The sequence below is a fragment of the Saccharopolyspora cebuensis genome (assembly GCF_039542665.1).
Lineage (GTDB): Bacteria > Actinomycetota > Actinomycetes > Mycobacteriales > Pseudonocardiaceae > Saccharopolyspora > Saccharopolyspora cebuensis.
The window spans coordinates 329,646-351,089 of the sequence record NZ_BAABII010000005.1 but is presented as its reverse complement, the minus strand read 5'-3'; the positions used below and the strand labels follow the sequence as shown (position 1 = coordinate 351,089).

At 73.5% G+C, this 21,444-nt stretch carries 18 protein-coding genes; 5 read left to right on the top strand and 13 right to left on the bottom strand.

All coding sequences use genetic code 11. From position 1 onward, the window contains the following. The first annotated feature begins 261 nt into the window (after window positions 1–261). Window positions 262–1,716, top strand: a complete 1,455-nt coding sequence (locus tag ABD976_RS11340) for an ArnT family glycosyltransferase (RefSeq protein ID WP_345361533.1) — start codon at window positions 262–264, stop codon at window positions 1,714–1,716. 73 nt (window positions 1,717–1,789) lie between these two features. Here the strand turns inward: ABD976_RS11340 and ABD976_RS11335 are convergent, their stop codons facing one another. The 3 genes from ABD976_RS11335 to ABD976_RS11325 form a co-directional block, all read right to left on the bottom strand. After that, the gene (locus tag ABD976_RS11335; RefSeq protein ID WP_345361531.1) at window positions 1,790–2,269 is read right to left on the bottom strand and encodes an SRPBCC family protein; all 480 of its coding nucleotides are present in this window, start codon (window positions 2,267–2,269) and stop codon (window positions 1,790–1,792) included. Beyond that, window positions 2,266–2,589 (bottom strand): ArsR/SmtB family transcription factor, encoded by a 324-nt coding sequence (locus tag ABD976_RS11330; protein ID WP_345361528.1) that lies wholly within the window; start codon window positions 2,587–2,589, stop codon window positions 2,266–2,268. The genes ABD976_RS11335 and ABD976_RS11330 overlap by 4 nt, the downstream gene beginning before the upstream one ends. Before the next feature lie 62 nt (window positions 2,590–2,651). After that, window positions 2,652–4,256: a GMC oxidoreductase gene (locus ABD976_RS11325; RefSeq protein ID WP_345361525.1), complete on the bottom strand. Its 1,605-nt coding sequence runs from the start codon at window positions 4,254–4,256 to the stop codon at window positions 2,652–2,654. 455 nt (window positions 4,257–4,711) lie between these two features. On the opposite strand from ABD976_RS11325, the gene ABD976_RS11320 reads away from it, so the two are divergent. Then, window positions 4,712–5,509: a PIG-L family deacetylase gene (locus ABD976_RS11320; RefSeq protein WP_345361522.1), complete on the top strand. Its 798-nt coding sequence runs from the start codon at window positions 4,712–4,714 to the stop codon at window positions 5,507–5,509. Here the strand turns inward: ABD976_RS11320 and ABD976_RS11315 are convergent, their stop codons facing one another. The 3 genes from ABD976_RS11315 to ABD976_RS11305 all read right to left on the bottom strand — a co-directional run bounded on the left by ABD976_RS11315 (window position 5,510) and on the right by ABD976_RS11305 (window position 8,468). Then, complete coding sequence (locus ABD976_RS11315) at window positions 5,510–5,905, bottom strand: GtrA family protein (RefSeq protein WP_345361517.1); 396 nt, start codon at window positions 5,903–5,905, stop codon at window positions 5,510–5,512. It lies immediately after the preceding gene. A gap of 2 nt (window positions 5,906–5,907) precedes the next feature. Continuing rightward, a complete protein-coding gene (locus ABD976_RS11310) occupies window positions 5,908–6,924 on the bottom strand; it encodes a glycosyltransferase family 2 protein (RefSeq protein WP_345361514.1) in 1,017 nt (338 codons plus the stop codon). A 125-nt stretch (window positions 6,925–7,049) separates the two neighbouring features. Further along, on the bottom strand, window positions 7,050–8,468 hold the full coding sequence (locus tag ABD976_RS11305; RefSeq protein WP_345361511.1) for a glucosyltransferase: 1,419 nt from the start codon (window positions 8,466–8,468) through the stop codon (window positions 7,050–7,052). Window positions 8,469–8,652: 184 nt separating this feature from the next. Here ABD976_RS11305 and ABD976_RS11300 point away from each other — a divergent pair, with 184 nt between their 5' ends. Continuing rightward, on the top strand, window positions 8,653–10,875 hold the full coding sequence (locus tag ABD976_RS11300; protein WP_345361508.1) for a hypothetical protein: 2,223 nt from the start codon (window positions 8,653–8,655) through the stop codon (window positions 10,873–10,875). 112 nt (window positions 10,876–10,987) lie between these two features. On the opposite strand, the gene ABD976_RS11295 is transcribed toward ABD976_RS11300, so the two are convergent. Both ABD976_RS11295 and ABD976_RS11290 read right to left on the bottom strand, forming a co-directional pair. Beyond that, window positions 10,988–12,064: a class I SAM-dependent methyltransferase gene (locus ABD976_RS11295; RefSeq protein ID WP_345361505.1), complete on the bottom strand. Its 1,077-nt coding sequence runs from the start codon at window positions 12,062–12,064 to the stop codon at window positions 10,988–10,990. After that, window positions 12,061–14,703, bottom strand: coding sequence for an HAD family hydrolase (locus tag ABD976_RS11290; protein WP_345361502.1), 2,643 nt, complete (start codon window positions 14,701–14,703; stop codon window positions 12,061–12,063). Before ABD976_RS11290 ends, ABD976_RS11295 begins: the two co-directional genes overlap by 4 nt. Before the next feature lie 422 nt (window positions 14,704–15,125). Here ABD976_RS11290 and ABD976_RS11285 point away from each other — a divergent pair, with 422 nt between their 5' ends. Beyond that, on the top strand, window positions 15,126–16,019 hold the full coding sequence (locus ABD976_RS11285; protein ID WP_345361499.1) for an alpha/beta fold hydrolase: 894 nt from the start codon (window positions 15,126–15,128) through the stop codon (window positions 16,017–16,019). A gap of 30 nt (window positions 16,020–16,049) precedes the next feature. On the opposite strand, the gene ABD976_RS11280 is transcribed toward ABD976_RS11285, so the two are convergent. From ABD976_RS11280 to ABD976_RS11260, 5 genes are all read right to left on the bottom strand, one after another. Then, the gene (locus tag ABD976_RS11280; RefSeq protein ID WP_345361496.1) at window positions 16,050–16,781 is read right to left on the bottom strand and encodes a dienelactone hydrolase family protein; all 732 of its coding nucleotides are present in this window, start codon (window positions 16,779–16,781) and stop codon (window positions 16,050–16,052) included. Window positions 16,782–16,902: 121 nt separating this feature from the next. Then, window positions 16,903–17,496, bottom strand: a complete 594-nt coding sequence (locus tag ABD976_RS11275) for an MSMEG_1061 family FMN-dependent PPOX-type flavoprotein (protein ID WP_345361493.1) — start codon at window positions 17,494–17,496, stop codon at window positions 16,903–16,905. Window positions 17,497–17,629: 133 nt separating this feature from the next. Continuing rightward, window positions 17,630–18,646: an iron-siderophore ABC transporter substrate-binding protein gene (locus ABD976_RS11270; RefSeq protein WP_345361490.1), complete on the bottom strand. Its 1,017-nt coding sequence runs from the start codon at window positions 18,644–18,646 to the stop codon at window positions 17,630–17,632. 129 nt (window positions 18,647–18,775) lie between these two features. Continuing rightward, window positions 18,776–19,390, bottom strand: coding sequence for a sigma-70 family RNA polymerase sigma factor (locus ABD976_RS11265; RefSeq protein ID WP_345361487.1), 615 nt, complete (start codon window positions 19,388–19,390; stop codon window positions 18,776–18,778). Between the two features lie 149 nt (window positions 19,391–19,539). Next, on the bottom strand, window positions 19,540–20,337 hold the full coding sequence (locus ABD976_RS11260; protein WP_345361484.1) for a hypothetical protein: 798 nt from the start codon (window positions 20,335–20,337) through the stop codon (window positions 19,540–19,542). A gap of 437 nt (window positions 20,338–20,774) precedes the next feature. On the opposite strand from ABD976_RS11260, the gene ABD976_RS11255 reads away from it, so the two are divergent. Then, complete coding sequence (locus ABD976_RS11255; RefSeq protein ID WP_345361481.1) at window positions 20,775–21,434, top strand: fasciclin domain-containing protein; 660 nt, start codon at window positions 20,775–20,777, stop codon at window positions 21,432–21,434. Window positions 21,435–21,444: the final 10 nt, after the last annotated feature.

The following is a 21,444-nucleotide window of genomic DNA, read 5'->3' as shown; positions in this document are numbered from 1 at the left end:
TGCTCCCGGAACGGCTCGCTGGGCCGGTGCGCGGCGGAAGATCCAGGCGTCGCGAGCGGCTTCGCCGCTGTCCGGGAGGACCCTCGATCGATGACAGCCCTGAACACGGTGCGCCACCGGGGGTGGTTGTCCCCCTCTCGCCGAGATCACCCGAGCGGAGCAGTCCCCGGCCGAGCGGGGCCTATGGAATGGGTCACACCGGTGCGCCGACTTCGCGAATCGCCCCTCCCCGCGCGGGGGTCGGCTCATTACAGTCCCCGCGTGCTCCCGAGACCTTTCGCCCGCGGCCCGGTGTGGGCCGTCGCCGCCGCGACGTTCCTGCTGCTGGTGCTGCTCAGCGGTCGGTACGGCTACCTGACCGACGAGCTGTACTTCCTGGCGGCGGGGGCGCTGCACCTGGACTGGGGGTACATGGACCAGCAGCCGCTGGTGCCGCTGCTGGCCGCCGGGCTGGACGCGGCGTTCCCCGGTTCGCTGCTGGCGCTCCGGTTGCCCGCGGCGCTGTGCACGGCGCTCGGGGTGGTGGTCACCGGGCTGATCGCGCGGGAGTTCGGCGGCGACCGGCGGGCGCAGGTGCTGGCCGCGGCGGCCTACCCGCTGTCGCCGTGGGTGCTGCTCAGCGGGCACTGGCTGGCCGCGGCCACGGTGGAGCTGCTGCTGTGGGTCCTGCTGCTGTGGCTGGTGATCCGCTGGGTCCGCACCCGCCACGACGGGCTGCTGCTCGCTGCGGCGCTGGTGGCCGGGGTGTCGGTGCAGACCAAGTTCCAGGTCGTGGTGCTGTGCGCGGCGCTGCTGGTGAGCTGCGCGGTGGTCGGACCGCGTCGGGCGCTGGCGCGGCCGCTGCTGTGGCTCGGCGCGGGGATCTCCGCGCTCGCCGCGGTGCCGACCCTGCTGTGGCAGGCCAGCCACGACTGGCCGGCGGTGCGGATGGGCGCTGTCGTCGACGCGGAGAACAGCAGGTTGTTGCTGTTGCCGACCGCGCTGGTCTACTCCGGTGCCGTGGTCGGCGCCTTCCTGTGCTGCTACGGGATCGTCCGCCTGCTGCGCGGACCGGAGCTGCGGCCGTACCGGTTCGTCGGCTGGGCGGTGCTGGGCGTCGTGCTGTTCTTCCTGGTGACCAGCGGGCGCCCCAACTACCTCATCGGGCTCTGCGGACCGCTGTTCGCGGCCGCCGCGGTCGGGTTGCAGCACCGCCGCGAACGCAGCCCGCGCCCGCGCGGCCGGTGGCTCGCCTGGCCGGCCTACGCGGTGTCGCTGGTGCTGCCGCTGGCGGTGCTGCCGGTCTACCCGCTGGACTTCCTGGCCGAGCACCCGGCGTGGCCGAACCCGTCCCGGCTCTACGAGACCGGGTGGGACGATCTGGTGGACGCGGTCGCCGGGGAGGTCGCCGCACTGCCCGCCGAGCAGCGCGCGCGCACCGCGATCATCGGCGAGACCTACTACCTCACCGGTGCGCTCGACGTGCTCGGCCGCGACCTGCCGCCGGTGTTCAGCCCGCACCGGGGCTACTGGTACTTCGGCGCGCCACCGGAGCGGATCGACACCGTGCTGCACGTGGGCACCGACGACCGGCTCGGGCCGCACTTCGCCGCGCGGCGGTCGCTGGGCACCGTGCGCAGCGAGCACGCCAACATGGCCCAAGGCGTCTCGCTGACCCTCTACGAGGACCCGCTCGACGACTGGGCCGCGTTGTGGCCGCGCCTGCGCACCCGCTGACCGGACCTCGCCGACCGATCGCTCGGGGAACGCCGGCGCAGCGGGTCCCCCGAGCGGGCTCCCGCCGGTGTCCTCAGACTCCGAGCGTGCTCCGGTAGTGGGCGATGAGCTCCTCGTCCGGGCCGGTGTGCGGGGCGGGGCTGCGCCCGTCGAGGACCTCGGCGAGCGCGTCGAAGCAGGTCGTCCAGCCCGCTGCCGTGTTCGCCGTCCAGTCGGTGTCGGCGATGGTGTTGGTCAGCCGCAGCACGCAGCCCTGGTCGTCCTCCTCGAGGGTCCACCGCAGGTGTTCACCGGACCAGGTGAAGGCCAGCGCCGACGGCGGGCTCAGCTCGGTGATCACCGCGACGTCGGGTTCGGGTTCACCGGGGAAGCGGAGGGTGAGCGTGCCGCCCTCCCGCAGGTCCACCTCCACCGAGCAGGGGAACCACCGGCTGAGCTGCTCGGGGTCGGTCAGCGCGGCCCACACCCGGTCCCGCCGGTGCGGGTAGTGGCGTTCCAGGCGCAGCACCGGTTCCGGTGCGAGGTCGAAGGAGGCGGTGGTCGTCGCGGTCATGGCCCCTCCTCGGGGTAGGTCCGGTCCAGGTGAGCGGCGAGATCGTCGAAGCGGCGCTCCCAGAACGCGCGGTGCGGGGCCAGCCAGTCCTCCACTTCGCGCATCCCTCCCGGCCGCAGCAGGTAGCGGCGCTGCTGGCCTTCGACGAGCGTGGTGACCAGCCCCGCGTTCCGCAGCACCTTGAGGTGCTTGGAGACCGAGGTCTGGGACAGGCCCAGGCGTTCGACCAGTTCTCCCACGACGCGCCCGTCGCGGACGCGCAGCTCGTCGAGGATCGCCCGGCGCGCCGGTTCGGCCAACGCATCGAAAACGTCTCGCACGACCCGAAGTATGCCCGCGAAGGAATATGCTCGTCAAGGCATGTTTCCTGATCGAGTGGTGCTCAGCGGATGTCCTCGGCGAGGATCCGCTCGACGTTGCGCTCGGCGAGGGCGGTGATGGTGACGAACGGGTTCACCCCGGTCGAGCCGGGGATCAGCGCGCCGTCGTTGACGTAGAGGTTGCGGTGGCCCCGCACCCGGCCGTAGGCGTCGGTGGCGCGACCGAGCACCAGGCCGCCGAGCGGGTGGTAGGTGAACCGGTCCTCGAACGCCCGGGTGTCGCCGAACAGGTCGTGCCGGTAGACGGTGCCGTTGGCGTGGTTGACCCGGTCGAACAGCCGCCGGGCAGCGTCGATGGACGGCCGGCCCTGCGCGCTGTCCCAGTGCAGGCGGGCGGAGTCGGTGTCCGGGTCGTAGCTGAAGTGCCCGCGTTCGGGGTTGCGGGTGATGGCGAGGTAGACGCTCGCCCAGGTCTCCAGCCCGGCGGGCACCGGGGCGATCTCGGCGAACACCGGGTGCCGCGGATCGTCCCAGGCGTCGATGCCCATCGCGGGCATGCACGAGGCGAGCGCTCCGGTGGGATCCCAGATGTGGTTGGCGCGGCCCAGCATGACGTTGCCGTTCGGCCCCCAGCCCTGCCCGACCTCCTCGCCGAGGCCGGGCAGCGCACCGGTGTCGCGGGCGCGCACCAGGAGTTCGGTCGAGCCGAGGCTGCCCGCGCCGAGGAACAGGTGCCGGGTGCCGATCCGCTTGGTGGCCAGCACGGTGCCGTGCTCGTCGATCTCGCGGACGGTGAGCAGGTAACCGTCCGACTGCGGCACGATGTCGCGCACCTCGTGCAGCGCGTGGATGGTGACGTTGCCGGTGCCCAGCGCGGCGGCCAGGTAGGTCTGGTCCAGCGAGCGCTTGCCGTGGTTGTTGCCGTAGATGACCTCGGAGGCCAGCGCCGAGCGCGGTACCAGCTCGGCCTCTTCCCGCTCCATGTAACCGAAGTCGTAGACGCTGGGCACGAACGCGGTGGACAGACCGGCGCGCTCGGCGTGCGCCGCGGAGACCCGCGCGTAGCGGTAGCTCTCGGCGGTGCGGAACCACCGCCGGTCCACGTGGTTGGTGCCGAGCGCGGCGTTGGCGCGCGGGAAGTAGGTCCGGTACATCTCGTCGGCGTCGACCTCGGGCAGGATCTCCTCGAAGTAGGAGCGCTTCGGCACCACCGCCATCGCCCCGTTCACCAGGGATCCGCCACCGACGCCGCGCCCGAGGTAGACCGACATGTCGCCGTGGTGCACGCGATCGAGGACCCCCGCGTAGGGCTCGATGTCGCGGTTCACCAGGTCGAGCCACAGGAAGGTGGACAGCGGTGCCTCGGTGCGGGTCTTGAACCAGGTGGAGCGCTCGTCGGGCCGGATCATCCCGGGGAAGATCGTGCCGTCCGCGCCGGGCGTGTCCCACAACCGGCCCATCTCCAGCATGACGGTGGGAATCCCGGCCTCGCCGAGCCGCAGCGCGGTCACCGCCGCGCCGTAGCCGGTACCGACCACCACGGCGGGCGAGAAGTCCGAGGAGCGCGCCGCGGCGGAGCCGGTGGAGATCGTCGTCAGGCCGAGTGCGGCCGCCGTGCTGAGGGCGCTCGCGCCCAGGAAGCGCCGGCGGGACAGGGAGGTCGACATAACGCGAATGATACTCACAGTAACTTCGCGTGCACGAGGCGTTCGCGGCAAGCGGTTCCGCCGGGTGCCGCCGCCGTGCTGCCCCTCCCGGCGGTGGTCGGGGCGCATCCGGCCGAGGAGCGCAAGGGGTCATCCGGGAAACGGCTGACCGATCAGCCGACCGGCTGATCCGCTCCGGGATCTCCGACGCGGCGCGGCGGCGAGCCACGCACACCCGCGCTGAAGCCGCGCCCGCGCGGGCGAACCCGGAACGGGTTTCGCGAGGCGCAGCACCGGGTCGGGCCGACGGCCGCGCGCCCCCAGGTGCGCGCGGGAGCGCATTCCCGAACCGGAACGCCGCCCCGCACGGCGAGATCCACTGCCATCCTGGCCGCGTCGCCGCCGGATCGCGGCGGTGCCGATTCCCCGAACACCGGCACGAGCACCGGGAACCTCGGGGTCCGGAGGGGGAGATCATGGCCGTGTCGTTCTTCGTCGCCGCGCACCCGGACGACGCACTGCTGTTCCGGGGCGATTTCGCGTTCACCGACATGCGCTGGTCCGGCGCGAAGATCGTCGTGATCGACACGACGGCGGGCGACGACGGGATCGGGGACGCGTGGTGGCGGGCCAGGGAACGCGGCCTCGTCGACGCCTGCGCCGCGGCGCGCCCCTCGCTCCGGATCAGCGAGGACGCCCCCGTGTTCGCCGGTCGCGCGGTGCAGCGCTACCGAGGGGAGAACTGGACGTGCTACTTCCTTCGGCTGCCGGACGGGAATCTGGGGGGCCAGGGCTTCCCGTCGCACGGGAACCAGAGCCTCCAGAAGCTGCGGGCGGGCCAACTGCCGGGCGGCATGACGACGGTCGACGGTGCCGCCACGTACCCGGACTGGTCGGCCGTCCTGGAATCGCTGCGGCTGATCGTCGACCAGGAACGGCAGGGCGAAGCGGGCACACCGTGGGTCAACGCCTCGGACTGGAACGCCGCCGAGAACCCGGACGACCACTCCGACCACTACGCGACCGGATACGCGATCCGGGACGCGCTCGGCCCGAACGAGTTCAACTTCGCCTGGTGGAAGTCCTACTGCACCCGGGACGACAACCGGTTCCCGCCGAACCTCTCCGGAGTGGTGCTGTCGTCCAAGCGGTTCCTCTTCTACACCTACGCGTGGCGCGTGCTGCCCGCACGTCCCGGCTACCAGGGCGTCATCGACGGCGAATGGGCGCAATGGGGCGCCAAGTCGTACGCGCGGACGGTCACCGCGGGCTGATCATTCCGGTGCCGTGCGGGCGGGTTCGGCCTCGCGCGGCGCCGGGCGGACCAGGATCGCCCGGGACACCAGGAAGGTCGCGGGCACGGCGACGACCCCGCCGACCAGGGTGGCGATCCGGGAATCGACTCCGAAGCCCTCGACCAGCGCCCACACCGCCGCCGTGCTCAGCGCCAGGTTCGTGACGTTGGACAGCGGGTAGAGCAGGAACTTCCGCAACGTGGGCCGGACCCCGAAGGTGTAGCGGCAGTTGAGCAGGTAGGACACCGACATCGCCACCGTCGCCGCGATGAGGTGCGCCACCAGGTAGGGCGTCCACAACCACATCACCAGGTAGACGGCGTAGTGCACGACGGTGTTCGGCACGCCGACGACGATGAACTTGAGGAACGACACCGCTACAGCGCCCCGCTCACCGGCAGTTGGCCGTCCCCGCGCCACCGCTGGTCCGGCGGTGCGACCGTGCTGAACGTGCGGGGCCGGGGCACCGCTTCGGGTTCCGGGGTGCTGTCCTTGACCAGGAACAGCGGTCGCCGCTTGGATTCCGAGTAGATCCGGCCCAGGTACTCGCCGATCACGCCGAGGAACAGCAGGTTGATGCCGCCGATCCCGACCACGCTGACGATGATCGTCGCGTACCCCGGCACCCCGACGCCGTGCAGCAGGGTCTGCGCCACCACGAACCCCGCGTAGCAGAACGCGAGCGCGGTGATGATCAGCCCGAGGTAGATCGACGCGCGCAGCGGTTTGCTGTTGAACGACACGATGCCGTCGATGCCGTAGTTGAGCAGCTTCGGGAAGGAGAACTTGGACTTCCCGGCCGCCCGGGTGGCGTTGCGGTAGCTGATCGTCGCGGTGTCGAAGCCGATCCAGGCGAACAGGCCCTTGGAGAACCGGTTGCACTCCGGCATGGACAGCAGCGCGTCCACCGCTCGCCGCGAGAGCAGCCGGAAGTCGCCGACGCCGTCCTGCAGCGGCACGTCCACCAACCGGTTCACCGCGCGGTAGTACAGCTTCGTCACCAGCGACCGGATCGCCGACTCGCCCTTGCGGTCGCGCCGCGCGACCACCTGGTCGTAACCGGAATCCAGCAGCGGCACCATCCGCGCGAACAGCTCCGGCGGGTGCTGCAGGTCGGCGTCGATGATGCCCACCCGGTCGCCCCGCGCGTGCGTGAGGCCGGCGATCAGCGCCGCTTCCTTGCCGAAGTTGCGGCTCAGCGAGAGCACCCGGTACGCGGGGTCCTCCTCGCTGAGCCGGTGCGCCTCGGCCAGCGTCGCGTCGGAACTGCCGTCGTCGACCAGGATCACCTCGTACTCGTCGGACACCTCGGGCAACACGTGCTGCAAGGCGTTCCGGAGCCCTTCGAGGTTGTCCTGCTCGTTGTAGCAGGGCACCACGATCGACAAGTCCATGCTGCTTCCCCCCTCCGTCCTGCCGCGCGCAGCCGGGTCGCGGCGGGATGGCACCGCACCGACTGTAGGACCGCGCAGCGGGTGCCGCTCGGCGTGCGCCGCCGCCGGAACACGCGTTCGGACCGTCAGCCGCGCACCGCTGAGCACGGCACCACCACGGAGAACTCCGGTGGTCCGGCCGGGTTCAGCGGAGCGATGGCGACGGTGCGCTCGTCCGGTCCGGGCACCAGCGGAACCGAGCCCGCACCGTGGTTCTCCCCGATCGGTGACACGGGTTGCGGGGCGCGCTGCGCCGGTGGCAGCGCGCAGCCCGCCGCCGCGGTCCGCAAGCCCTCGGCCCAGGTGGGCCCGCCGGTGCGCACGCTCGGTGCGGCCCAGTCGCCCAGCAGTTGCGCGCCCAGGAAGCAGCTCAGCGCCACCCAGACCACCGGTGGCCGGGCGGTGCGCGGTGCTGCGGGCACCGCCGCGTCCAGCAGCACGACCACCGCCGCCCACAGCAGGAGCAGCGGAACGATCGTGTAGCGCGAGCCGCCGAGCCCGAAACCGTCCCGTCCCAGGAATCCCTCGGTGCCGCGCAACCCGACCGGCACCACGAGGTAGGCGATCGAGATCAGCACGGTGACCACGGCGAGCACGCCGGTCCGGCGGGGCACCCGGGTGAGCAACCCGGCGAACCCGGCGGCGAAGGCCAGCACGGCCACGACCACCACCGCCATCCCCCACGTCGGGTACACCGCGCCGAGCATCCGGTCGCCGGTGAACGCGCTGAGCACCACGCGCAGCGCGTAGATCTGCGGCAGCTCGCCGACCACCGTCGGGCTGACCCGGTACATGTCCGGGTGCGCCCACCGGACCCAGCCCTGCACCGCCAACGCCAGCACCATCGCCGTCGGCGCCAGCAGCGCGATCCGCCGCCGCACCGCCAGGTAGCCGAACACCGCGGCGGGCAGCACCAGCGCGGTCAGCGGGTCCGACAGCGCCGCCAGCACCACGACCGCCGCCGCGCCGAGCTGACCGCGCAGCGTCGTCGGGGCCGCCAGCAACACCCAGAACGCCGCGCAGGCCAGGTACCAGTGCAGGTCGTTGACCGCCGCGTTCACCTCGTAACCGGCCTGCGGCAGCAGCGGGACCAGCGCGGTCAGCAGCGCCCGCGCCCACCGGGACCGGACCACCCGGGCGCTGGCGAACCACACCAGCACCGAGATCAGCGACACCACGACGGCGGCGACGGCGGCGAACCACAGCGCCGCCCAGGACAGCGGCAGGTGCGCCGCCGGCTGCGCCAGCATCCGGCCGATCACCTGGAAGTACCCCGCGTGCGGTGCGAACAGGTTGTGCCACAACGAATGCCGCAGCGCCTGGTTGAGGAACACGGCACCGTCCTCGGCCCACAGCACGGCAGGCGCGCGGTACCCCGGCCCGCGGATGAGCTGGAGGTAGGTCGCCGCCAGCACCCAGCAGGCGGCCAGCGCGGCGATCGACGTGGTGCGCTTCCGGGCCGGTGCGGCCGGAGCTGCCCCGGCCCGCATCACCTGGTCGGTCACGACGCGCTCCTCTCACCCCTCCGCGCTCACCGGGCACGCGCGGATCCGCGTCGTCATGGTTGGGCTCGTCGCGGTGGGGGGCGAGCCGGGCAGCGCACCGGCCACCCGAACAGATGATGCCCGCGGTGGCGGTCCACCGAGTGCGCTTTCATCTGCTGTGGCGGAGAAGGAGGAGGGGAAGCCGATGCTCAGCACGCCCGCGCGCGCACGTCCCGGCCGGCTGCGCGGGGTGCTGCCGCCGTTGATCGCCTGCGCGCTGGTCGCCGCGCTGGCCCAGCTCCCGCTGCTGCGCAACCCGTGGATCTACTTCTACGACGACGCCGCGATCCAGATCCTGCCGGTGTGGCACCGCCTGGGCGAACTGGTGCTGGCCGGCCGCTGGCCACCGCTGCTGGACGTGGACGGCTGGATGGGCGGCAACTTCGCGGTCGAATCCCTCCACGGGGTGTGGAACCCGGTCTACCCGCTGGTGTGGATCGGCACCGCGCTGGCCCCGGACCTCGCGGTCGCCGGGGCGCTGGTCCGCACCCTCGGGATGGTCGCGCTCGCGCTCGGCGTCCACCTGCTGTGCGCGGAGTACGGCGCCCGGCGTTCGGTCGCCGCCGCGACCGCGGTGGCGGTGCCGCTGGCCGGATCGCTGTACTTCCTCGACACGGTCCTGTGGCCGGCCGCGCTGCTGGCCTGCGCGTGGGTGCCCTACGTCTGGTGGGCGGCCCGGCGGATGGCGCACGGTCGGTCCAGCGCGCTGTGGGCGTTCCTGCTCGGCGGGCTCGGGGTGGCCGCGGGCAATCCCTACGGCATGCTGGCGATCAGCCTGGTGCTGGTGGCGCTGGTGGTGGAGTCGGCGGTGCGGGCGCGCTGGCGCGCGGTGCGGGACCTGGTGCTGCTCGGTGCGGCGGTCGCGGCGGTGGTGCCCCTGGTGTACCTGCCGCTGCTGCTGAGCTCGTCGGTGACCTGGCGGGCCGCGGACGGTTCGGCGATCGGCGACAGCGGCGTGATGGCGCCCGCCCCGCTCGACCTGCTCGGCTCGGGCCTGCCGCACCACGTCCCGGACATCACCGGGCTCGGCGGGGCCGCGCTGGCCGTTCCGGCGGTGTACACCTGCTGGTTCGCGGTGCCGCTGCTGCCCTGGCTGGACTGGGGCGTGCTGCGGCGCCGGTGGCGGGAGCTCAGCGGCTGCGCGGTGGTGGCCGCCGGCTTCCTGGCGCTGGCGATCGGACCGTCGGAGCTGTGGATGTTCCGGTGGCCGCTGCGGGTGCTGCACTACGGGTTCCTCGCGCTGGCGGTGGTGCTGGCGGTGCTGCTGTCCGGCGGGCTGCGGACCGGCCGGGCGCCGGTGCGGGCGGTCGCCTCGGTCGTCCTGCTGCTCGCCGCGTGCGGCGCCACCGGTGCGCTGGAACCGGCGCGGCTGCCGCGCGGCGCGATCGCCGTGCTGTTGGTCGCGGGGCTCACCGCGCTGGCCCTGCTGGCGTTCCGGCTGCGCGGGACGCGGTGGCTGGCCGCCGCGCTCCAGCTCGGCACCGCCGTGGTGTTCGCCGCGCAGGTGACGTGGTTCGTCGGCCCGCCCGGGACCACCACCGCCCACCTGCCGTCGTCGGTGGCCGAGCTGCGGGAGCGGTTCGAGGACCGCTACCGGGGCACCACGTTCCAGATCGCGGTGCCGCACTGGCGGCCCGGCGACGAGCCCGGGGCCGGGGTGTGGCGCGACCTGCTGCCGGGCAGCATGTACCCGGTCGCCGGGGTGCGCAGCATCAACTCCTACACCGGCATCGGTTTCCAGCGGTTCTCCGACACCTTCTGCTTCAGCTACGACGGCGGGGCCTGCCCGGACGCCTACGCGGCGTTGTGGCGCGAACCGGCGGGCACCGGCACCCCGCTGGCGGACCTGCTCCGGCTGGACACCGTCGTGGTGCAGCGGGAACTCGTCCCGGAGCCCGACGTCCCGGCGGGCTGGTCCGCCAGCGAGCGCTCCGACGAGGTCACCGTGCTGCACCGCGACTTCCGGACGCGGTGGCCGCGCGGGACGCTCACCCACGTCGACGGTGCGCGGATCCGCTCGGCGGTCGCCGAAGGCACCTCCGAGGTCGTCGAGTTCGCGCGGGAAGGGCGCGGCCCGGCGCGGCTGCTGTTCGCCCGGCTGGCCTGGCCGGGGTACCGCGCCACCACCGCGGACGGGGTGGAGCTGCCGGTGAGCGCGGGACCGGCCGGGTTGCTGCGCGTCGACCTCCCGCCGGGGCAGGCGGCCGGCGAGGTGCGGCTCACCTGGGCGCCACCCGGTTCGGCGTTCGGTGCGGCCTCGGCCGCCCTCGGGTGCGCGCTCGCGCTGGGACTGGCGTGGGCCCAGCGCAGGCGGCGGCGGAGCCCGCGCCCCCGCGAGCACGACGCCACCCCGGTGCCGGTGTCCTGAACGGCCGGAAGGCCGCCGACCCCTGAAGTCCCCGCTCCTCACCCGTTCGGGAGCTGAGTGCGGGGCACCTTCATCCGACCATGCCGGATGATGGTGCCCCTCACCCAGTCCGTCAGGAGCGGAAGCGGCGTTGCACGGTCGCGGCGGCGGTGCTCGCGAGGGCGCGCAGCAGCTGGCCGACCCGCTGCTCCTCGGCCAGCTGCTCGGTCAGGCGCCGGTTGGTCTCGCGGAGCCGGGCGACCTGCTCGGCGTGCCCGGCGATGACCCAGTCGAGCTTGTCGCGCAACGCCGCGATCTCGGCCTGCTGGGTGCTGACCGTGCCCGCCAGCCGGTCGGCGTGCGCGGCGGCCTCGTACTGCAGGTGCAGCACCTGGGTGTAGAGCGCCAGCCGGTTGTTCTCCATCGCCGCCAGCAGCGACGACCGGCTGTACGGCCGCAGCGCCCGGACCAGCCCGTCGGCGGCGGTGCCGCGGCGGGGCACCAGCACGCCCAGGCCGAACACCGCCGGGACCAGTTCCAGGTGCCAGGATTCGTCGTCATCGGCCAGCGCGTCCTCCACGGCGGTGAGCACGCCGTTGCCCTCGCCGCCGGCGGTCTCGGCGCAGCGGAACGCACCACAGCCCACGAAGCCCGTCGGGGTGAGCTCGTCGTGCCAGATGGTAGGACCGTCCTCGGTGGAGGGTAGCTGGTCCTCCTCACCGAGCTGCGAGGGCTGGTAGTACAGGTCGCGCCGCCCCCACGGCCACAACAGGTCGTGGAACACCACGACGGCCTCCGGCGCGTGGGCCAGGATCCAGTCGAGTTCGGCGCGCACCGTCGCGTAGTTGTGGTCGCCGTCGAGGACGTACAGGTCGGCGGCGGGGAGCTCGGCCAGCGCGGCGGGGGAGGGGCGTTCCACCAGGTGCAGGGCATCGTGCTCGGCGAGCGTCGCGCGCAGCTCCTCGGTCGGGTGCGGCTCCACGCAGTGCACGGCGGTCGCGCCGAGTTCGGCGTAGAGCCCGCTGACCTGCCCCGATTCCACCCCGACCTCGACGACGGTGCGGATCTCGCGGTGCGCGAAGACGATCTCGAACACCTCGCGGAACAGCCCGGTGGAGTGCAGCAGCAGGGGTTGTCGGCGGGCCTCGCGGGCCTGGGCGTGCGGATCGGCACGGGTGCCGATCCCGTTCGGGGTACCGACCAGACTCATGGACGTCCTCTCAATCGGCGGATGGCGATCCGGGCCGCTCCCGCGGCCACCCCGGTCACCCCTCGGCTGCGGTACTCCGCGTGGGCGCGACCGGCGAGCCGGACCAGGCGGGGACCGGTGGGCATCCTGGGTGCCAGCCCGGAGGCCGACTGGGGCAGCATCGCGAAGGCGATGGTGATCTGGCCCGAGGTGACCGGCGTGTCCGCACCGGCGGCCAGCGGGATCCACAGCGCCGAGTGCGGGGCGTGGAACTCGACCATCGTCCCGCCCAGCCAGGTGCACTCGGCGAAGGTGAGCCCGGCGAAGTCCTCGGCCGCTTCCCAGCGCAGCACCCTCGGGGCCGGATCGTCGCCGTGGAACACCTTCGCCTCGATCCAGTCCACCCGCACGATCGCGGCCTGACCCGGGATGGCCAGGGACACGTCCGTCGCCCCGTCGGACTCGAAGCCCAGCCGGGCGAAGGACAGCCCGTTGTGGTTGATCCGCACCCGCTGCCGGGGCCCGTCCCACCACTCGTCGTCGGCGGTGCGCACCCGCAGCCGCGTTTCCCGCGCGGGGCCGGAGGATTCGAAGGCGTCCGGGTTGATCGTGCCGTTGTGCAGCGCGCGCACCGCCGAGCTCAGGTGCCGGTCCGAGGCGGCCAGCAGCGCGGGCCAGAACGCATCGCGCATGTGCAGGTCGTCGAGGTCGTGCGGGGACAGGTACGGCACCGCGGACACCAGGTCCTCGGGCAGGATGCGGGTCACCACCGAGGAACCGAAGTTGTCCTCGTGGCTCCAGTTGCCGAAGACCGCGGCCTCCTCGTCGGTGGGCGCGCGCAGCGCCGAGCCGAGGATGCGGGCCAGCCGGGGCGCCGCCGATTCGTCCAGCAGCGGCCACTCGCCGTCGGCGCCCAGCGCGTACCGGTTCCAGCACTCCTGGAACGCCGCGACGCCTTCCTGCACGGCCTGCCGCTCCAGCGCCTGCGACCGGCTGCTGCCGGACGGGCCGAGCACCGGGGCCCCGTCGGCGTCGAAGTCGACCAGCGAGCCGCACAAGGCGCTGGCGCACTGCTCGACCACCTCGGGACTGCGGCACAGCGCGTCCACGATGTCGCGCGGGTGGCCGGACTGGCCGAGGTAGCCCTCCGCCCGCAGCCCCGCCAGCGCGATCCGGTTCGCGGCCCGCTCGTCGGTGGCCAGGTAGAAGCCGCTCGGGCGGACGCCGGTGCGGCTGCGGTGCAGCACCTGGTGGAGCTGCCACTGGATCGTCCCGCCCCAGCCGAGGTCGACCAGCGGGAGTTCGGGGCGGGCCAGCGCCCCGGCTTCGTGCAGCGACCGCAGCAGCCGCTCCCGCGCGGCGGTCACCGTGGCGGCGAGCCTGCTGCGCAGGTGCGGGGTCTCGGTCAGCGCCAGGGTCACCTGGTCGGCGGTCGTGCTGTCGCTGAGCGAAGCGTCGAGCTGGTGGGCCAGGCAGGGCACGTCGCCCGGGCGCAGCTTCAGCGAGTCGAGGAGCTGGGCGACGGTGAGCCGGTAGCTGCGGCGGATCAGGTCGCGCACCGAGTCGTGGTCGAAGCAGTCCAGCGCGGCGATGGACGTGACGTGCCGGGACAACCAGACCGGTTTCGCGGTGACGTCCCAGCCCCGGGTCCGGGCGGCGTTGTTGACCAGCTCGGAGAGCAGCTCGCCCTCGCGCATCGGGCACCACACGACCGGGTGGCCCGCGATGTGCGCCCGGTGCGCCACCCATTCGGCGAACGCGGTCAGCGGCGGGCCCAGCACCGCCGCCCCGAAGCGCCACGACGTCCGGGCCGAGGTGCCCATCCCGCGCGGTGCCGACTGGAGCACCTTCGCGCGCAGGCTGGTCAGCCCGTGATCGCCGTGCCGGGTGTCCACCGGCAGCGGCCCGGGGTGGTCCTGCGGTTCGCGCTCGCGCTCCAGCATCCGGGCGAATCCCGGGTCGATCCGGGTGTAGTGGATCGTGCGCACGCCGAGCTCGGCGGGCACCGCGCCGTCGGCCTCCTCGTTGTCGCCGAGGTGCACGACCTGCTCGGGGCGCTTGCCGAGCTCCTGCAGCACGATCTTCCAGAGGCCCGAAGCCTTGTCCAGCCCGTGCTGGTGGGAGCGGAAGATCCGGGCCTCGGCGAGCGGTTCCAGCTCCGGGCGGTCCAGCAGGTGGGAGAGCTGGGCCTCGGTGAAGTAGGTGTCCGAGACGAGCACGATCGGCACGCCGTTCTTGTCGGCGACCGCGACGAGGTCGGCGATGTCGAGGTCGACGATGGTCAGCTCCCGCTCCAGCTCGACCTCCTGCCGCACGAGATCGCCGAGCGCCACGTCGCCGAACAGCGGCATCTCCCGCCAGATGTCGAACAACGAGACCTCGTGGGTCGCGCTGCGCCGCCGCGCCCGGTGCTCGGCCTCGATCCGCATCCGGCGGAACGTGGCGTCGGTGATCCACGACGGGTACCAGCCCCGTTCGCGCAACCGGGAGCCGAGCATCCCGAACGCGTCGGTGGGGCGGGGTACCCGCCGCCACAGGACCGTGTCGAACACGTCCAGCGACAGCACGGCGCACGACCTGTCGCTGACCAGTCGCAAGGCCAGCTCGATCTGCCTGTTCGGTGAAGCCGGTTCGGCCCGCACCTCTTCCAGAGTTGGCAAGGATTTCGCCTCCACTCCGCCACGTGGATCGCGGTGTGCGCCTCCAGCCGGCGCGCCCCGAGCATAAGTCCGCGGCATCGAGCGCGATCCGTACCGCCGAGGTGTTCACGCGAATGTGGTCGCACAGCGAAAGATCCGCCGAAGTCTATGGATCTTTCCGTTGCGCACCAAGGATCGTCGTTCGCCGAGGCGTTGACACGGGTGTGGCGGAAGGGCAGGATGAGGTGTGCGACGCCGCGTGCGTCGGGTGTGCCGGGAAGTCTGGTCGGCGAGTTCGGTGAACCATCGACCCCGGGGGTGCACATGACCGCTTCCCGCTTCCACCGCCCCGCGGAGCCGCCGCGCGGCGGTGTGCCGAGAGCCTCGGAGCACGCGGGGGTGCCGCCCGCCGCGGGCACCACCGGCCGCCACCGGAGGGTGTCGTGAGCGTGCGAGCCCCGGTGACCTCCGGGAGCATCTACCGGTCGCCGGGCCGCCGCCGCGCCGTGCACGACTGGTGCCGAGGGGCCTGGGACACCTGGCCCGAGCTGCGGGTGCAGCCGGTCCGGCGGACCGGTCTCGGCGCCACGGCCACCTGCTCCGCGCCCGGCGGGCCGGGCACGCCCGTCGTGCTGCTGCCGGGAACGAACTTCAACGCCGCCACCGCGCTCCCGCTGGCCCGCGAGCTGGCCGCGGACCGGACCGTGCACCTCGTCGACCTGCCCGGACAACCGGGGCTCAGCGCGGGTCGGCGTCCCACCGGGGACCGGACCGCCGCCTACGGCGCCTGGCTGGACGAGCTGCTGCCGCAGCTCACCGATCGACCGGTGCTGGTGCTGGGCCATTCGCTCGGCGCGGCCATCGCGCTGGCCGCCACACCAGGACCTCTGGTCGCGGGGATGCTCCTGGTCAACCCGGCCGGTTTGGCGCGGGCCCGGATCAGCGCGGCCCTGCTCGCGGTCACGGCGCCGTGGCTGCTGGCGCCGGGGGAGCGCACCGCCGCGCGGCTGTTGGGGTTTATGAGCGGACCCGGCCACCACCCCGGGCCCACCGACTCCCGGGCGAGGTGGCTGGCGCTGGTCGGCGCGGCGTGCCGCACCGCCCTCGCGCCCGGTCCGCTACCGACCGACGCGCTGCGCCGGTGGGCCGGGACCCCGGTCGGGGTGGTCACCGGGACGCACGACCGGTTCTTCCCGCCGGAGCGGCTCGCCCGGGGTGCTGCGGCGCTGGGTACCGAGGTGACCGCGCTCGACGGCGCCGGGCACCTGGCCCCCGACGAACGACCGGAGGAGGTGCGCGCGCTGCTCACCGCGCTCGCGGCCCGGGCGGCCCCGTGATGCCCGGTGGGGGGCGGCCGGCGGGGGCGCTCACGCGTCGGGAGCGCGGAGCCGGGCGGCGACGTCGAGGAACGCGGTGGTCTGCGGCCAGGACAGGGCCCAGGCGTCGGCGTTGGCGCGCTCGCCGTGGCGGCCGCGGTCGCTGAACCCGTGCTGGGCGCGGGGGTAGAGGTGCACCACGGTCGCCGCGCTGGTGGCGCGCTCCTGCAGCGCCGACTGCAGGGCGCTGAACCGGTGGTGCGGCACGATGGAGTCCTCGCCGGGGTAGTGCACCATGACCGGCACGTCGAGCGTGCGCGCCGCCGCGATCGCGTCGCGGGTGTGGTTCGGCGGGGTCTCACCGGGGATGGTGGGGTGGTAGGCCACCACGCTGGAGACCCGGTCGTCGTGCGCGGCCAGCAGCAGGGCGAACCGGCCGCCGAGGCACCACCCGATGACCCCGACGTGCTCGACGCCGTGCTCGGCGACGAGGTGGTCGACCAAGGTGCGCTGCTCGGCCAGCGCGGCGTCGTCGTCGAGCCGTCCGAGCATCCCGTGCAGCTCCTCGACCGGGGTGTCGTCGGAGCTCTTGCCGTGCCACGGATCCCAGCACAGCGCGACCGCACCGGTCTCCTCGACGATCAGCCGGGCGTACTCCCGCACCTGCTCGCCGATCCCGGTGATCATCGGCAGCAGCAGCACGGCTCCCGTCGGCCGGCCCTCGGGCGCGGTGACGTGCGCCCGCAACCCGTCCACCTCGAGGTAGGAACTCCGCTCAGCCACCGCGCGGCCACCTCCCCGCGAGGTCGGCACGCCCGGCCGGACCCCGCCGTCGTCGATCACCTTCCACCGCGGCGGACGCTACCACGCACCCCCACCACCGCCGCCGGCTCCGCAGCCCGCCTCAGGTGCGGGCGGTGTCGCGGGCTGCGGCCTGGCTGCTGAACAGGGTTCCCACGCTGGGGACCTCGGCGGTGTCCGGCCAGCTCTCCGGGCGCCAGAAGCGGGACCGGTTCAGCGATTGGCCGCAGTGGACGAACACCTCCCGGACGTGGACCACGACGGCCAGGTGCGGGCGGGTGCCCGCGTCGGCCATCCGGTCGAAGAAGGGGCCGTCGTGCACGACGGTGGCCGTGCCGTTGACGCGCAGCGTCTCCTGCACTCCCGGGACGAGGAAGATCAGCGCCGCGCGGGGGTCGCGGAGCAGGTTGCGCATGGTGTCCAGGCGGCGGTTGCCCCGGCGGTCGGGGATCGCGAGGTCGCGGCCGTCGTCGGAGACCAGCACGCTGCCGGGCGGGTCGCCCCGCGGCGAGACGTCGATGGTGCCGTCGTCACCGGTGGTGGCCACCAGCACCAGCGGTGAGGCCGCGATGAACCGGCGCGACTCCGCGTCGACCAGGGGTGCGGCCTTGTCGGCGATCGCCGGGTGCGGTGTCTCGACGAACTCCCGCAGGTGGGTCTCGTCGGTCACCGGGCGCAGGTCGTGCCAACCGCTCATCTCGTCTCCGCTCGCACGTGGTGGATGCCCCGCGGCCGGACCGCCCCGGGGACAGCGGTGCGCGCGCCGCCCTCCGATGATCGCCGGAGGCCGCCGCGGCGCGGCCACCCGGGTGCGGTCTCCGCGCCCGGCATCACGGGGCCATCGCCGCGGCGAGCCGCGGGACCACCGCGTCCAGCGCGTAGGACAGGCCGTGCACCGAGGCGCTGGCGAAGGCCTGCGACACGGTCGGGTCGTCGAGCACCACGGAGCGCCCCGCCCGCACCGAGGGGACCGCCTGGAACAGCGGGTCGGCCGTGATCTCGGAGGGCTCCACGCCGATCGCGGTCGCCACGGTCAGGTCGGCGTCGAGCAGGCCGAGGCGCTCGTTGGAGATCGGGACGAAGAAGTTACCCGCGGCGAGGTCCTGCACGGCGGGGGAGTTGCGGAAGCCGAGCGCGCGCAGGAAGTCCACCCGCACGTCCCCGTTGACGTAGGCGCCGTAGCCGGAGGTGCTGCGCGCCGCGACGACCGCGGTGGCGTCCTGGAAGGCCGGGTTGGCCTCGGCCGCCCGGCGGAACTCGGCGTCGAGCTCGGCGTGCAGCCGGTCGGCCTCCTCGGTGCGGCCCAGCGCCTGGCCGATCATGGCGAGCTGGTCCTGCCACGGCGTCATGTAGGCGGCGGCGCCCGCCGGCACCCCCACGACCGGGACGCCGAGCGCGCTGAGCCGTTCGTGGCGCGCCGGGTCGCCGCTGGACCGCGTGTCCAGGATGAGGTCCGGTTCCAGGGCCGCGACCTCCTCCAGGTCGAGCTCGGTGGTGCCGAGCATCTTCGGCGGGTTCCGGTACGACAGGCCGGCCTCCTTGGCCCACGGGCCGAGGCCGTCACCGCCCACCGGCAGCCAATCCGCCGCGCCGACCGGCTCGACGCCCAGCGCGAGGGCCGTCTCCGCGTCGCTCCACCCCAGCGCCACCACGCGCTGCGGCTGCTCCGGCACGGTGACCGGGCCGAACGCGGTCTCGATGGTCACCGGGAAGGCGCCGGAGGGGTCCGGCGGCGGGGCGGCGGGTTCGGGGGGCGTGGAGCCGCATCCGGTCAGCAGCACCGCCACGCCGAGCAGGGCGACCAGCGCACCCCGCTTCCGCCGCGGCAGGGATCGAACAGGACGCATGGGCACTCCCCGGGCAGATCGTCTCAGGCTTAGCTGTGCCTACCCTAACTTCAACGTCCGCGCCGGTTGCCATGAGAGGTGTCACCGCCGCCGGACGACCGCGTGGCGCACCCGGCCGGTCGCGGGGCGTCACGGTGGCGGTTCGAGCAGGTCGCGGCGCAGCGCGTGCAGCGCTCCGCGCACGCGGGTCTTGAAGGTGGCGCGGGGAATCCCCAGGAGCGCGGCGGCCTGCGCGGTGGTGCGGCCTCGGCCGTAGGTCAGCAGCAGGGCTTCGCGCTGGAGATCGCTGAGCGCCGCCACGCGGCGCCGCAGCTCCGCGCGTTCCGCGGCGTCGAGCACCGACTCCACCACGTCGTCGAACGGCCTGCCGGGGTGCAGCGCGCCGTAGCGGAGCTCGCGCCGGGCGGCGGCGCGCACCGAGCGCACCCGGTCCACCGATCGGCGGCGGGCCACCGTGAGCACCCAGGTCCGGACGCTCCCGCGTTCCTCCCGGTAGCGGTCGGCGGTGAGCCAGACCTCGACGAAGACCTCCTGGGCGACCTCCTCGGCCTGCGCCGGGTCGCCCACCACCTGCCCGGCCGCGTCGAGCACCTCGTCCCAGAGCAGGTCGTAGAGCCGCACCGCGCCCCGGTCGTCACCGCGGGCCAGCGCGGCCAGCGCCGACGCGAGCTGCGCGTGGCGCGCGGGGGAGGCCGGCAGCGCCCGGTCCGGCCGTCCGGGGGGTGTGCCCGGGAAGGACCGCATACCACCGGTTCGAAGCGGTGGGCGGTCCGGTTTGGTCGTTCCGGCGACTTTCCCCCATCGGTGCGATGCGGTCCCGGCCGAGGACCTGGGTGAGGGGCACCTTCATCCGGCCATGTCGGATGAGGGTGCCCCTCACCTGGTCGCGCGGGTCAGAGGCCGAGGCCGCCCGCCAGGTCGCCGACGGTGGAACCGACGGCACCGACCGGGCCCTCGGCGCCGGTCACCGGAGCGGTCAGGTCGCCCTGCGGGGCGAGCTCGCCGACGACCTCGGTGGGCAGCGCGCCGGTGACGTCGCCGACCTCGGGCACCACGTCGCCGACGCCTTCGAGGCCACCGGTGATGTCACCGCCGCCCACGATGTCACCGACCTGGCCGGTGACGCCCGTGTCGGCCACGACGTCCTCGACGCCGCCGACGACGTCGGTGACGCCGTTGCCCGCGACGTTGCCGAGGTTGAGGTCACCGGCGACACCGGTGACGTCCCCGGTGCTGATGTCGCCGACCAGGCCCTCGGCCTGGATGTCGTTACCGGAGCCGACGGGGTTGTTCGAACCGGTGGTGTCCTCGCTGGAGGACGCCTCGGTCCCCGCCGAGGGCAGCACCGAGTCGACGTCGCCGAGGGCGGAGAAGAGTTCAGGGGTGGGCATGTCGGAAAGCTCCGTATCGTCAGCACCGTTCAGCACGAACGGCATCGGGTAGGTCAGGGCCACGTGCTGACCGCCGACGAGCCGGTCCAGGCCCGGTTGCAGGGCGGCGACGTACTCGTCGACGACGTCGATCGGCACGTGGTCCAGCGACAGCGACGCGGCCTGCGCCACGTCGGCATCGCCGAGCCCGTCGAATCCGGCCGCGTCGAGCAGTCCCCGCGGATCGGCGGTGAACGCCGAACGCGTCTGCGCGTCGACCACGAGTCGGTACAAGAACTCGTGCACGGTCGGCGTGGACATGGTCGCTCCCGCGATGCCGGACTCGATGGGCGGGCGAACGCCGGAACGGATCCCGCCGCGTTCGCCGCTGCCCGGCACCGTAGGGGCGCACCGGCGCGGAACGGCTCGGGGAAGATCCCGCAATCCGCGCGGCTCTATTGGGGGGAGCGTAGGGGGATTCCGCCCGACCGGGCGGAGAATCGCTGGTCGCGGGCCGGTTCGCGGTTCGGTCCGCTGAGGACGGAGCGGTACCGGTGTGCGGTGGAACACGGGACCGCGCGGATTCACCCGCCCGCTCGGGAAAAAACTACCCGACCGACCAATCCAGGTCCAGTCCGGCTCCGAAAGGAGGAGGCTCCGCCCGGGGCGGAAAGTTCCGGCGATCCCGACCAATCCGCCCGGCCCCGGGCGCCGAATCACCGAGGACGAAAGATCGCACCGAGGAGGAACCGATAGCCATGAGGACCAGTCGACTCACCGCGCTGGCGGGCGCCGTCGCCACCTCCGCCGTCCTGCTGGCCGGGTGCGGCGGCGGGATGCAGAGCGCGCCCGAGGAGCCGCCGCCCCCGCCCGCGCCGAGCGAGCCGGAACCGGCCATGGGGCAGGGCGTCACCACCGCCGAGGACGTGTTCGGGCCCGGCTGCGCGCAGGTGCCCACCGATCCCGCCGACGAAGGCTCCGTGCAGGGCATGATCGACGATCCGGTCGGCACCGCCGCGAGCAACAACCCGCTGCTCACCAAGCTGACCGGTGCGGTGCAGGCCGCCGGATTGGTGGACACGCTCAACGACCCGAACGCGCAGTACACCGTGTTCGCGCCCGCCGATCCGGCCTTCGACGCGCTGCCGCCGGAGCAGCTCGACGCGATGCTCACCGATCCGGCGCAGCGGGGCATGCTCACCGACGTGCTGACCTACCACGTCGTGCCGCAGCGGATGGACGCCGAAGCGCTGGCCCAGGCCGGGACGCTGGACACGGTGCAGGGTGGCCAGGTGACCATCGAGGGTTCCGGCGAGGACCTGGCGGTCAACGGCGCCAACGTGCTCTGCGGCAACGTCCCGACGGCCAACGCGACCGTCTTCGTCGTCGATCAGGTGCTGATGCCGCCGCAGCAGTGACCCGATCGCC

Coding starts and splice junctions, on each gene's coding strand:
- ABD976_RS11335 (WP_345361531.1), bottom strand. CDS start 2,269: ATGACCGCGACGACCACCGCCTCCTTCGACCTCGCACCGGAACCGGTG.
- ABD976_RS11325 (WP_345361525.1), bottom strand. CDS start 4,256: ATGTCGACCTCCCTGTCCCGCCGGCGCTTCCTGGGCGCGAGCGCCCTC.
- ABD976_RS11320 (WP_345361522.1), top strand. CDS start 4,712: ATGGCCGTGTCGTTCTTCGTCGCCGCGCACCCGGACGACGCACTGCTG.
- ABD976_RS11310 (WP_345361514.1), bottom strand. CDS start 6,924: ATGGACTTGTCGATCGTGGTGCCCTGCTACAACGAGCAGGACAACCTC.
- ABD976_RS11300 (WP_345361508.1), top strand. CDS start 8,653: ATGCTCAGCACGCCCGCGCGCGCACGTCCCGGCCGGCTGCGCGGGGTG.
- ABD976_RS11295 (WP_345361505.1), bottom strand. CDS start 12,064: ATGAGTCTGGTCGGTACCCCGAACGGGATCGGCACCCGTGCCGATCCG.
- ABD976_RS11275 (WP_345361493.1), bottom strand. CDS start 17,496: ATGAGCGGTTGGCACGACCTGCGCCCGGTGACCGACGAGACCCACCTG.
- ABD976_RS11270 (WP_345361490.1), bottom strand. CDS start 18,646: ATGCGTCCTGTTCGATCCCTGCCGCGGCGGAAGCGGGGTGCGCTGGTC.
- ABD976_RS11265 (WP_345361487.1), bottom strand. CDS start 19,390: ATGCGGTCCTTCCCGGGCACACCCCCCGGACGGCCGGACCGGGCGCTG.
- ABD976_RS11260 (WP_345361484.1), bottom strand. CDS start 20,337: ATGTCCACGCCGACCGTGCACGAGTTCTTGTACCGACTCGTGGTCGAC.
- ABD976_RS11255 (WP_345361481.1), top strand. CDS start 20,775: ATGAGGACCAGTCGACTCACCGCGCTGGCGGGCGCCGTCGCCACCTCC.